Genomic DNA, 12,583 nt, shown 5'->3' on the forward strand with positions numbered 1-12,583 from the left:
CGCAACGCGAAGGCTACAATCACGCATCACCTACGGACCACAGTCGTGGAGACCACCCTTCATGGAGGCCAAGCCAATCCTGCTTGCCAGGCAGCCAATCTACGACGCCTCGCTGGAAGTGGTTGCCTTCGAATTGCTGTACCGCTCCACCTCACCGGATGCAGCCGCCGTCGAGGACGGTGACGAAGCATCCTCTCGCGTACTACTGACCACTTTCGGTGGCGAAAGCATCCTGGAAATCACCGACGGCAAACCGGTATTCATCAATTTCACCGGCCACCTGATCGTCAACCCGCCCCCGGTAGATCCACGGCATCTGGTCGTCGAAGTGCTCGAGGATGTCAGCGTGACTACCGAACTGCTGCAGGGCGTACGGCGTCTGCGCGAGCGCGGCTACCGCATTGCGCTCGACGATTTCCAGCATCACCCGAGCCTGACGCCGCTGGTGGAGCTGGCCGACATCGTGAAGCTCGACGTGCTGGAACTCGGTGATGTCAAGCTGCGTGCGGAGGTTCGCCAGTTGCGCAACTACCCGCTGCGACTGCTGGCGGAGAAGATCGAATCGTGGGAGATGTTCAACCACTGCGTCGATCTGGGGTTCAGCTACTTCCAGGGCTTCTTCCTCGCGCGTCCGCAACTCCTGCACGGGAAGCGCATGACACCCGCACGAGCCGCCGTGATCACGCTGATGGCACGCATCGCACAGCCCGATATCAGCGTCGGAGAACTCGCTGCAACGATCCAGACCGACCCCGTACTCAGCTTCAACCTGATCAAGCTGGTCAACTCGCCGATCCATCGCCGCGCCGTGGCAGTCGAATCGCTGCGCGATGCGATCTTCACGCTGGGCGTGGATCGCGTGCGCGGCTGGTGTCATCTGCTGGTCCTGTCGCGCCTCGACGGCAAGCCGAGCGAACTCACGCGCATTGCAATGAACCGCGCCCGCTTCTGCGAACTGCTCGGCAGCCAGATCGACCGATCCATGTCAGGGCGCTGTTTCACGCTGGGCATATTGTCCACGCTGGACGCGTTCCTGGACGAAACGCTCGACAGCATCATCACGACGATGGGACTCAGCGTGGAGCTCAACGACGCCCTGCTGGCACGCTGCGGCACGCTGGGCCTGATCCTCACGACCGTGCTCGCGTTCGAGACGGCTGCGTGGATGCAGGTGCCATGGCCACAACTCGCCGCGCTGGGCGTGAACCAGCAGCTCGCCGAGGAAGCCTATCTCGAGAGCCTGCGCTGGGTCAGCGAGGCGCTTGGTCGCGACGGTTCGAAGATGTTCGGCTGAGCGCCTCGAGCAGTTGCAGCACCGCCGCAGCGTCGAACGGCCAGCCGATCTCGGCTGCGTGTTCACCGCTGCTGCGCAGCACCGGGATCCGTATTCCGTAACGCTCCAGCAGATACTCGCTGTCGGCAATATCGACGCGAGCGAGGCGCATCCCGGCGGCCAGCACCAGTGGCGCAATCAGTGCATCGGCCAGCTCGCAGAGATGGCATCCCGCCGTGTGGTAGAGAACGAGTTCCGCCGGGAGCGTCCCGCGCTCCGGAAGATCGGTGCTCAAGACCCTGTCGCCCGCCAGTGCACGAAAAACTCTGCCGGATCGAGCGCGACCGGCTCGCGCGGCGGCACTTGCGGGGTTCCCAGATACAGGAATCCGGCGACCCGATCGCCCGCCTCCAGCCCGAGGTGTGTGGCCAGCGGATCGACGTAAGTCACGTCCCCGGTGCGCCAGATGCTGCCAAACCCCAGCGCGTATGCCGCAAGCTGCATGTTCTGCACGGCACAGGCAAGCGACAGCATCTGCTCGATTCGAGGCACCTTCGGGTGCTCGACCGTGCGCGCAACCAGCACGATCACCAGCGGAGCGCGCAGTGGCGCCGCAGCCAGTTTCTCCAGCACCTGCGCGTCCGCCTGCGGGCGCGCAGCGCGCAGCGCTGCCACCAGTGCCGCGCCGAGCCGGTGACGTGCATCACCTTCGACGACCAGGAATCGCCACGGTCGCAGATGCCCGTGGTCCGGCGCACGCAGTGCAGCACCAAAGATCTGTTCACGCTCGGCACCCTGCGGTGACGGATCGATCAGACGCTGACAGGAAACACGGTTCAGCAGCGCATCCAGTGCGTCCATGACTCAGCCCTCGTGCATGTCCGGATACGGGGACGGCATGTCCAGATCCACCGCCAGCGCATAGCCCGGTACGCGCAGACCTCCCGACTCCCAGGCCAGGTCATCACCGTGCAGCACACCGTGGTCGAAGTGGTAGATCGGCGGCGCCTCGCCTCGGCTCGCACGCTCGTCGTGGTCACGGCTGCGTTCGAGCACCGACTCGTTCAGTCGCTGCCATTGCAGCCAGCGCTCGCGCCCGTGACGCTTGGCGAGCATGCGCGCGGCGATGTGCGGTGCCAGCACGGTCGCGCTGGCGTTGTTGCCCCCGAAACCCTTGGCGTTGATCAGCGCCACGTCGAGCTCCCGGGCCGCACGCGCCTCGTGCCGACGCAGGATCGCCAGCCGTTCGCAATGCACATCGTCCGCCGTGCGATCGGCGGTGAGTATTCCCGGTAGCAGCCCGTACGCCCAGGACCCCAGCGTCATCACCAGCTGGTCTCCTGCTGCCGCTCCGATCGAATGACCCAGATACGCCTTCAGCGCGCAGACCGGCCAGTCGCGAATGCCGAACACGCGAGCGGTTTCATCGAGGATGTGCGACTCGGTGACACGATTCTGCGGTGTACCCGTGCCGTGTGCCTGCACGAAGGATCGCCTGCGCAGTGCCTCCTCGCCGACAATGGTGCGCGCCAGCGCGGCCGCGCGCGCCATCGTCAGATAGTTGCCGACGCCCGGTGAGGAAATGGACTTCTTGTAGCCATCCGCGTTCACGAACACATCGGCTACCGCCGCGTGGACGCTCGCACCGAGCTCGAGCGCAAGCTCGTCGTCCATCAGCACCACGAACTGGGCCGACTCGGCGATCGTGAAGCCGCAGTTTGCCGCGAACGGCCGGCACGCCCTGGTGTAATCCGGCGCCACACCGGCAGGCAGCCCATCGAGCGCACACAAGTCCTCGTCGGTGGCGAGCGCACCCATCGCCGCGTAACCCTCGATCACCTCCGGAGTGATCGGCGCCTCGGCATTACCCACGATCACCACCCTGGCACGACCCGAACGGATGTCGCTCACCGCATGGCCCAGGTTGTAAAGGAAGGATGCGCACGCACCCATGCTGGTTCCGGTGTTGCCGAGGCTGCCGAGGATGTACGCATTGATGAAATCGGCCGGCATTTCGGCAAAGCCGAACGGGCACTGTTTCGACGTCACGCGCCGGCCCATCGCCCGCGACGCCATCATGCCGCCGTTGCCGTGCCCATCGAGCTGGCTCATGCCGCTGCCGGCGTAGACGCTGATCTGCTCCGGAGGCACCCGTTCACGCACCAGAGCCCAGTCGATACCGAGCGACTGCAACGCATCGGAGGCGCCGAAGACGGTCATCTGCAGGCCGCGCGGATGACTGCGCGCAGGGTAGAGCGCGCGCGGATCGAAGCCGGTGGGCAATTGCCCGGCCGCATTGACCTCGGAGCGACGTTCCGCCGGCAACAACAGTTCGAACCCCTCCGTGACCAGGACTTCGACGCTGCGCCCCTCGTCACCGAGCACGTTCCAGTGCGCAGGCAAGGGATCGGGAAGTTGGGCTGCGGGGATCCGGAAACGCATCCCTTCCGCTGGCGGCGTCCACTGCATGCGCCGGTTCCACACGATACGTTCGCTGTCGAAATGTTCGGCCTCGATACGACGCACCAGCGTGTGCCTGCGCATCTGCGCTCGTGCCGCCTCGCTGTGCGGATCGGCAACCCCCATCAGGGCGGCCAAGGCTGCGCCAGGTCGCATCGGCCTGCGCTGCCGGCAGCGCGTCGATCACGAGACGGCGAAAACCATGGTGTGCCGAACTGCGACCGGCCGGCGAAACACCGCCGAAACCTGTGGATCACGGGAGCCCTCGACATGGGGTTCTCTACCTCGGCAGCGAATGGCAGGGAGGCACCCAGCGCACTGGAACGCAACGCCTCCAGTCTATTGATCCACCGTCAGGCACACTTGCATTTTTCAGCCACGTTACGTTATTTTTTCGGCCATATATTCCGGGAATTTTCCAAACCACGATGCCCCAGGTCGTCGCACTGACAATCGAAGGCGCTTGGCCTCGAGTCTGGCGCTGCCGCTGGAGATGCTGCGCGCAGGAGCGCAGCACGCCGTGGCTCACATGCGCAGCCTGTCGGTGCTGGCCGTATGCATGGCCGGTACCGACTGCAATACAGCCACACTATCGGGTGGAATCCGCGTGCAGCCCGACTGTCCGCTCGAGGCGGTGACAGGCGCGGACCTGGTGCTGATGCCTTCCTGTGGCGCAACCCGCTGCCACCGTTGCTCGCCATACCGCTGTTGCGGGCTGGCTGCGCCGCGTCGCCCGTACCGGTGCGCGGATCTGCAGCGTGGGCACCGGCAGTGCTTTCCCTGCAGGGCCTTCGATGGCTGCGAAGCGACCACACTGGTCCTTCTTCGCGATTTGCGTCGCCACCCGCGCGTGCTGTTGCAGCGACGCCAGCTCGTGACGCGTGCAGGCGCGTTCTACTGTGCAGCAAGTCAACTCGGCAGCCGACCTGACCCTGCATTTCGTCAGCGAGTTCTTCGGCGCTGCGGCTGCACGCCAGTCGAGGGCCAGTTCTCGCCGGAAATACGCCGCCCGCTTCGCGCCATCGGGTTTCGGTCGCCAGGTGCTGGTGCGCATCCGGATGAAACGATCCGCATGGCACAGGACTGGATGCTCGGTTAACCCCGGCAGCGCTGCAGTGCCGGAGCTCGCCGCACGCTGCGGGCTCGCCACACGCACCTTCAACCGGCGATTCCGCGTCGCGACAGAACGACCCGCTCGCGTTCATGCGCCAGGCGAGGCTGAACCTTGCCCGTGACCTGCTGCGCCAGAGCAACCTCGCGATCGGGGAGATCGCGCACCGTTGGTTACCCTGACGCGGCGTACTTCAGTCGCAGCTTCACTGCAGCCACCGGCAGCACGCCGCAGCAGTACCGGACACGCACCCGTGGCAGCTGTTCCAGGCGGAAGCGCAACGCGGGACCTGAAGCGGTATCGCAAACGGCTCGACGACAGCGGGACCTGCGCGACATCCCGCAGCGTCCTGTGAGCGATCACGGGATATGGCCAAATGCGCCCCATCAACGCCGCACGAAGCGAGCCGCGCCGCCATCCAGCACTCAGGAGAACAAGACCATGAACGACAATACGAGTAGTCATCACGGGTGCGGCACGCACCGCGATGGCAGGCCGAACGGCGCACTCGCAGGCGTGAGGCGCGGTGCAGCTCGGCACCGAGGCGATACGCGCAGCGATAGCCCCAGCAGGATTCGCTCCCGGCGACATCGACGAAGTGATCATGGGCTGCGTGCTGCCGGCAGGGCTGCGTCGTGGTCCGGCCCGCCAGGCCGCACTCGGCGCGGGCGTTCCGGCGAGCGTCGGCTGCACCACGGTCAACAAGCTGTGCGGCTCGGGCATGCAGGCGGTGATCTTTGCGCATGACCAGTTGCGCGCCGGCACCTGCAGCGTCATGGTCGCAGGCGGTATGGAAAGCATGAGCAACGCACCGCATATGCTGCTCGGCGCACGCCGGGGATCCGCCTCGGACATGCCGAGCTGAAGGATCATATGTTCCACGACGGTCTCAGGAACGCGTATACCGGGCGTGCGATGGGTTCGTTCGCACAGGAAACGGCGAACGAACATGGACTTACGCGCGAGGGATGGACGCCTTCGCGGTACGCTCGCCTGACCCTCGCACGCAGCGCGATCGAGTCCGGTGCCTTGCAGCCGAGATCTGCCGGTGACGGTCAAGGGTCGCAAGAGAAGCGATCGTCGACACCGACGAACAGCTCTGACCGCGAACTGGAGAAAATCCTGCAACTGCGTGCTGCATTCGCGCGCGACGGTACGATCACGGCAGCAAACTCAGGCTCCATTTCCGACGGAGCGTCGGCACTGGTGCTGACCACCGCCGCCGAAGCGACGCGTCGTGGCGATTGAAGCCGCTGGCGCGGATCGTCGCTCACACCCGTCACTCGCACGAACCTGCCCTGTTCACCACCGCACCCACTGGCGATCGCGAAGCTGCTGCCAAAGGCCGGCTGGAGCAAGGACGAGGTGGACCTGTTCGAGATCAACGAGGCGTTCGCGATGGTCACGATGCTCGCGATACGCGAACTCGGACTCGACGCAGACAGGAGTCAACGTGCACGGCGGGCCTGCGCCATGGGTCACCCGATTGGTTCCAGTGGCAGCCGCATCATCGTCAGCCTGATGCATGCACTGGCTCGCTACGGCAAGCGGCGCGGTGGCCAGCCTCTGTATCGGTGGCGGCGAGGCAACGGCGGTGGCGATCGAACTCATCGGCTAGGCGTTTCGGTCGCCTCCGTTTCACGGCAATGCGCCCCCGATCCAACGGACACAGGAGCGATATCCTCATGGCGGCAGGCGGTAACTGGGATCACGAGGTCGACGTACTGGTCGTCGGTTCGGGCAATGGCGGGATGACCGCGGCACTGTGCGCGCACGACATGGGTGCGGGCGACGTACTCCTGATCGAGAAGAGCGACAAGTACGGCGGCGGCAGTTCGATCTCCGGTGGCGGGCTGTGGATCCCCTGCAACCGCTATGCACAGGAAAGCGGCGCCGACGACTCGATCGAGGATGCGCTGGCCTATCTCGACGCGACCGTCCCTGAGGAATTGACACCGCGCTCGATGCTGCGCACCTATGTGGAAAACGGCCCGCGCATGATCGACTTCATGCACGAGCGCACGCGCATGCGCTACATCAACCTGCCGCAGTACCCCGACTATTACACGACGCTGCCCGGCGCGCGTACCGGCAACCGCTCACTGGAGCCGGAGCCGTTGATGAAATCGGACCTCGGCGACGAAGCGGAACATCTGCTCGACACCCATCACATGATGTGGATGTTCGGCAGGTTCGCGATCACGCAGACCGAGGCGCACGATTTCACCGCACAGCTGCCCGGGTGGTGGAAGCGCGCCATGATGCTGATACTGAAATCGGTGATCGACCTGCCGTGGATGCTGAAATGGGGTCGTTCACGGCGCATCGCCTGCGGCTGCGCCGGTGTGGCACGACTGCGCCTGTCGATGATGGATCGCGCCATGCCGCTGTGGCTGAACACGCGCCTGGTCGATCTCATCGAAGACGGTGCCGGGCGCATCGTCGGCGTATCGGTCGAGCGCGACGGCAAGTCGCTGCGGGTCCATGCACGCAAGGGGGTGATCCTTGCTGCCGGCGGATTCGAACACAACCAGCAGATGCGCGAGCAGTATCTGCCGAAACCCACCGACGAACACTGGAGCGGCGGCTCACCATCGAACACCGGCGACGCGATCCGCATCGGTGAAAAGCACGGCGCACAGCTTCGTCTGATGGACTGCGCCTGGTTCTGCTCGACGAACACGGTACCGGGCGAACCCGCTCCGCGCATGAGCATCATGGAAAAGTCCTACCCGGGATCGTGCGTGGTCAACCAGGCCGGCAAGCGCTTCACGAACGAATCGCAGAACTACCTGAACTACCAGCGGCAGCTCTACGCGGTGCACTCGGAAGAAAATCCGTGCGTACCGAGCTACCACATCTTCGATGCACGTTTCCGACGCACCTACATCGTCGGGCCGCTGTACACCAGCCAGATGCGCCCGGACTGGGCGCTGCCGAAGCGCTGGTTCGACGAGGGCTACGTCTACAAGGCCGATACCGTTGCCGAGCTGGCTCGCCAGGCCGACATCGACCCGGCAGGCCTGGAAGAAACGATCCGGCGCATGAACGAATTCGCCCGCAACGGCAAGGATCTCGACTTCGGCCGCGGCGACTCCGACTACGACCGCTACTACGGCGATGCGCGCGTGAGCCCGAACCCGTGTCTGGCACCCATCAATGAACCGCCGTATTACGCGATGAAGATCGATCCGGGCGATTTCGGCACCTGCGGCGGGCTGGCGACCAACGCTCATGCACAGGTACTGCGTGCAGACGGAGCTGCGATCGATGGTCTGTACGCGATCGGCAACTGTTCTGCTGCAGTGCTGCCGACCTATCCGGGACCGGGATCGACACTTGGCCCTGCCATGACCTTTGGCTACCTGGCTGCGAAGCACATCACCGGCTACTGATCTCATGGGCCGCTAGGCAGAGGGAAACTCATGGGCAGGCTCGATGGTCGGGTCGCGATCGTGACCGGTGCGGGCGCCGGCATCGGCAAGGGCATCGCGCGCCGCCTTGCAGCCGAGGGAGCTGCAGTCACGATCGCCGAATTCAACGCAGAATCAGGGAAGGCAGCGGCAACCGCCATCGAACACGACTTCGGCACGCGCGCACTCGCGCTGCAGGTGGATGTGTGCGACAAGGTACAGGTCGAGCGGATGGTGCACGCCACGATCGAAGCATTCGGCAGCGCCGACATCACAGTCAACAACGCATGGTCACGTCGTCGCGGCAGCGCGGCCTATGCACCTGTCGACGCCAAGATCGACGCCGACTTCGACCACGCGTTCCGTGTCGGCTACATGGCGGCGCTGTGGGCGATGCAGGCGGTGTTCCACTGATGCGCGAACGCAACTGGGGCCGCATCATCAACATCGCCTCGCTGAATGGGGTCAACGCGCATCCGTACACGGTGGATTACAACGCATCGAAGGAAGCGCTGCGTGCACTGACGCGCACGGCTGCACGCGAGTGGGCCCGTCACCAGATCTGCTGCAATGTGATCTGTCCGGCAGCCGCGACCGAGGCATACCAGGCCTTTGCGAGCGCACAGCCGGACAACGCAGCCCAACTCCTGAAGCTGAACCCGATGGGCCGCATGGGGGATCCGGAAGCCGACATCGGCAGCGTCGCACTGTTTCTCGCCAGCGACGACTGTCGCTACCTGACCGGCAACACCCTGTTCGTCGACGGTGGCAGCCACATCAACGGGGTACCCTGGCTGTCCGGCGGCGCCTGAGCCCCCCCTTTGCACGCAGTTGTGCGAAACGGGGTCAACGCACCTCGGCACGCACCGGAAAGCGCTCGAAATAGAACGCGAAGCGCTCGCGCAACGCAGCAGGTTCGACGCCGAAATCACGTGCGAAGTGATACACGACCTTGCCTTCCTTGCCACGCGGGTGCTCGGCGATGTAGCGATCCAGGTGCGCACGCGCTGTCGGCGTGAGCTCCAGTGCGGCCTTTTCGTAGACACGGATCGTCATGCCGATTTCGTCGGCCATGAACTCGTGGAACGGTGAATCGAGGCTGCGCGCGGCGGGCACCAGTGCACGGTCGCGCACGCATGCACGCAGCAGATGCTCGATGCGGTCGGTCCAGTAGTCGAGCAGTTCACGCATCGCGACCCGACGACGGTTGATGCGCTGGCTGTACGCCTGCATCGTGACCGTCGACTGGATCACCGCAACCGGATCGCGGTGCGTCACGATCACGGTGGCGTCGGGGAATACGCGGTTCAGCACCGGCAACTGCTCCAGATGCTGCGGGCACTTCAGCACCCAGCGCTTGTCGCCCTGCCCGGCCTGACGCCTGCGCCACTGCAGCAACTTCAGCACGTTCTTCATGTATTCATAGTGCGGCGTCTGGTCGGTGGCGTAGTAGTGATCGCGCCAACGCGGCGACATCGCCAGCCACTCGAAATTGTAGGACGCGAAATCCGGCCCCATCAGCTCGAGTTCTTCGTGAATATGGTCTGGCTCCATCGGATGCATCGCGGCAGGAACGGCGTCGTGCGCTGCATGCCCTCCCATGCCTCTGCGCATCGCCGGTAACGCGGATCGGTTCCATCGGCAGCATCGCCTCGCCGGGGCATGGCACCGGCTCGTACGATTCCACAGCGGCAGGGAATGCAGACGATCATCCGCGCCAGCAGATTCACGAGGTGCGTGGTACCGGAGCGCGGCAGACCGACGACGATCAACGGACGCTCGATGCGCTCTGCAAGAATTTCCGGATGGCGCTTCAGCGTGTCGTGGATCAGCAGGCGGTTCGCCGCGTAACGTACCAGATAACGGCGCAACGTCAGGCGTGCAAGTGCAGTCACCTCCGGGTCGCGGTCCCACTCTTCGCGCAGCACGCCGAGCCGCAGCCGGAAATCGTCGGCGCCGAAGTCCGACAACCCCGTCAGGCTGTGCGCATCATCGAGGATCGAACGTTCGTCGAAATCGACCTCGACCGTCTCGGCCCACGCCAGCGCCTGCCGTTGCGCTGCGTTCAACACCGGCTCGGCCAGATCGTCGATATGGATCTCGTTACCCATCATATTTCTCCTGTTCGAGCGTGAAGCCACCGACATCGTGCCACGACGACACCCCGTCGCCGGTGTGTCGTCGCGGACTCGGTGCAACCATCGATACTCCGGCGGCGATCACACCTACTGGCGAACACCCTCCACCGACAGGATCAGTTCGGCCTCCTGCGACGCGGGACCAAGATCCATCGCCATCGCGAAGTCCTTCAGGCGAACCTTCGTCGAACCTTCGAAACCGGCACGGTAACCACCCCATGGATCAGCACCTTCGCCCATCAGCTTCGCAGCGATCGTGACCGGACGCGTGACGCCATTGAGCGTGAGGTTGCCTGTAATGTCGAAAGTCCCGGCACCGGTAGCCTTGACGGCAGTAGACTCGAAGCGCGCTTCCGGATACTTGCTGGTGTTCAGGAAATCCTTGTCACGCAGGTGCTTGTCACGCATCGCCTGGTTCGTATCCACGCTGGCGGTGCGGATCTTCACCTGCACCGAGCTCGCCTCGGGCTGTGCCGCGTCGAAACTGAAGCGGCCGTCAAAATCCCGGAAGGTGCCATATACCCAGCTGTAGCCCAGGTGCCCGATCCGGAAATTGATGAAGGCGTGCTGGCCTTCCTTGTCGATCACGTAGTCGGCCGCACTTGCCGAGGCTGCCGATACGGCCAGCCCGATAACCAATGCACCAATCGTCTTGCGCAACATCATGCTCACGTCTCCCTGGTTGATGGATCGAAAACCTTGCGTGTGCCGCCGAGCATGCGGACCAGGCTGGCATCACGGTCGATGATATGGTGTTTCAACGCGGCCAGCGCGTGCAGCAACGCCAACGCGATCATGCCCCAGGCCAGCCACGCATGCACCTCTCCAGCCACGTCTTCCTGATCGTCAATCAGGGCAGGCAGCGCCGGCACCTCGAACAGGCCGAATACCGCGATCGGTCGGCCATCGGCGGTGGCGATCAGATAGCCCGATACCACCAGTGCAAACAGCAGCAGGTACAGCAACAGGTGCACAAGCGCCGCCGCACGCCGCTCCAGCGCGGTATGCGTCTGCAGCGCACGCGGCATCGAACCGCCCAGGCGCCACACGACGCGCAGCAACAACAGCGCAAACAGCGTCAGCCCGACGCTCTGGTGCAGAGCCGGCGCACGCTGATACCACGCATCGTAGTAGCCCAGATCGACCATCCACAACCCAAGCCCGAACAGGCCGAATGCCGCCAGCGCCACCACCCAGTGCAGCACGATGTTCACCAGCCCGTAGCTGTCCGCCGTATTACGCCATCGCATGCCCGCACTCCTCGTTCATTGCAGCCACCTCCGTTGCAAAGCATGTCATGAAGCTGCGCCCAAAGCATGCCCGCGCCCTGAATCCCCGAGCAGTGTGCCACTGCGATACGCATCGATCGCCTCGCGGATCTGTTCATCGGTATTCATCACGAACGGCCCGTGTTGCGCGATCGGCTCGGCGAGCGGCGTGCCCGCGAGCACCAGCACGTGGACACCGCGCTCTCCGGCACGCACGGCAAGCTCCTCGCCCTCGTCGAAGATCGCGGTATGACCTGCCTCGACGCCCTCGCGCAGCGAGTCCGCGATCACGGAAACCAGCGCCGTATCCTCTGCTGCCGTGTGCAGTCGGCATTCGTGCTGCGACGGCAGCACGAGTTCGAGCACGCGCGCGCCGCCGCTGCGAGGCGCCGCAGCGGACTTTGCACGATCCGGCCCTCGAGCTCCCATGCGCCGGCAAATACCCGCGCGCGCACGCCATCGCTCAGCTCCTGCCACGGTAACTCGGCGGCGTCGGCCTGCGCGTATTCGGGGTCCTTCATCTTGTCGCGTGCCGGCAGGTTGATCCAGATCTGGAAGCCGTGCAGACCGTCATCCGAGCGCAGCGGCATTTCGGAGTGGATCACGCCACGGCCGGTCGACATCCACTGCGCACCGCCATCGCGCAGTTGTGCCCGGTTGCCCAGATGATCGCGATGTTCGAATCCACCCTTGAACATCAGTGTCAGCGTTTCGATACCGCGATGCGGGTGCGGTGGAAAGCCGCCGATGAACTCTGCCTCGTCGTCGGAACGGATCTCGTCGATCATCAGGAACGGGTCCAGATCATGGCGATGCACTCCGAGCGTACGCCGGATATGCACCCCGGCACCGTCCAGCGTCGGCCGGGCTGTCAGCACGGCACGGATTTCGCGAATGCCCATGTCTTCGTTCTCCCCGCA

9 protein-coding genes and 4 pseudogenes are annotated in these 12,583 nt (G+C 64.6%); 5 read left to right on the plus strand and 8 right to left on the minus strand.

Annotated elements, in window-relative coordinates; translation table 11 throughout:
• The first annotated feature begins 61 nt into the window (after nucleotides 1–61).
• Nucleotides 62–1,294, plus strand: coding sequence for an HDOD domain-containing protein (locus H7A12_08670; protein MCP5320883.1), 1,233 nt, complete (start codon nucleotides 62–64; stop codon nucleotides 1,292–1,294).
• Here the strand turns inward: H7A12_08670 and H7A12_08675 are convergent.
• The 3 genes and pseudogenes from H7A12_08675 to H7A12_08685 form a co-directional block, all read right to left on the minus strand.
• Entirely contained in the window at nucleotides 1,251–1,568 is a 318-nt protein-coding gene (locus H7A12_08675) for a glutaredoxin family protein (GenBank protein ID MCP5320884.1), read from the minus strand. The two genes, H7A12_08670 and H7A12_08675, sit on opposite strands and share 44 nt — an antisense overlap.
• On the minus strand, nucleotides 1,565–2,134 hold the full coding sequence (locus H7A12_08680) for an NAD(P)H nitroreductase (GenBank protein ID MCP5320885.1): 570 nt from the start codon (nucleotides 2,132–2,134) through the stop codon (nucleotides 1,565–1,567). Before H7A12_08680 ends, H7A12_08675 begins: the two co-directional genes overlap by 4 nt.
• Before the next feature lie 3 nt (nucleotides 2,135–2,137).
• A pseudogene (locus H7A12_08685) lies at nucleotides 2,138–3,920 on the minus strand (beta-ketoacyl synthase).
• Between the two features lie 276 nt (nucleotides 3,921–4,196).
• On the opposite strand from H7A12_08685, the gene H7A12_08690 reads away from it, so the two are divergent.
• From H7A12_08690 to H7A12_08705, 4 genes and pseudogenes are all read left to right on the plus strand, one after another.
• A complete protein-coding gene (locus H7A12_08690; GenBank protein MCP5320886.1) occupies nucleotides 4,197–4,832 on the plus strand; it encodes a hypothetical protein in 636 nt (211 codons plus the stop codon).
• Between the two features lie 616 nt (nucleotides 4,833–5,448).
• Nucleotides 5,449–6,462 (plus strand): annotated as a pseudogene (locus tag H7A12_08695) (acetyl-CoA C-acyltransferase).
• A 67-nt stretch (nucleotides 6,463–6,529) separates the two neighbouring features.
• Nucleotides 6,530–8,239, plus strand: coding sequence for an FAD-binding protein (locus H7A12_08700; GenBank protein MCP5320887.1), 1,710 nt, complete (start codon nucleotides 6,530–6,532; stop codon nucleotides 8,237–8,239).
• 30 nt (nucleotides 8,240–8,269) lie between these two features.
• Nucleotides 8,270–9,069, plus strand: a pseudogene (locus tag H7A12_08705) (glucose 1-dehydrogenase).
• Between the two features lie 34 nt (nucleotides 9,070–9,103).
• Here H7A12_08705 and H7A12_08710 read toward each other — a convergent pair.
• The 5 genes and pseudogenes from H7A12_08710 to H7A12_08730 form a co-directional block, all read right to left on the minus strand.
• Nucleotides 9,104–10,368: pseudogene (locus H7A12_08710) on the minus strand (sulfotransferase).
• A 114-nt stretch (nucleotides 10,369–10,482) separates the two neighbouring features.
• On the minus strand, nucleotides 10,483–11,058 hold the full coding sequence (locus tag H7A12_08715; GenBank protein ID MCP5320888.1) for a YceI family protein: 576 nt from the start codon (nucleotides 11,056–11,058) through the stop codon (nucleotides 10,483–10,485).
• Between the two features lie 5 nt (nucleotides 11,059–11,063).
• Nucleotides 11,064–11,645: a cytochrome b gene (locus H7A12_08720; protein MCP5320889.1), complete on the minus strand. Its 582-nt coding sequence runs from the start codon at nucleotides 11,643–11,645 to the stop codon at nucleotides 11,064–11,066.
• 45 nt (nucleotides 11,646–11,690) lie between these two features.
• Nucleotides 11,691–12,029, minus strand: a complete 339-nt coding sequence (locus H7A12_08725) for a hypothetical protein (GenBank protein ID MCP5320890.1) — start codon at nucleotides 12,027–12,029, stop codon at nucleotides 11,691–11,693.
• Nucleotides 11,951–12,565 (minus strand): pirin family protein, encoded by a 615-nt coding sequence (locus H7A12_08730; GenBank protein MCP5320891.1) that lies wholly within the window; start codon nucleotides 12,563–12,565, stop codon nucleotides 11,951–11,953. Before H7A12_08730 ends, H7A12_08725 begins: the two co-directional genes overlap by 79 nt.
• Nucleotides 12,566–12,583 lie beyond the last annotated feature (18 nt).

The organism is Pseudomonadales bacterium (assembly GCA_024234165.1).
GTDB lineage: Bacteria > Pseudomonadota > Gammaproteobacteria > Pseudomonadales > UBA5518 > UBA5518.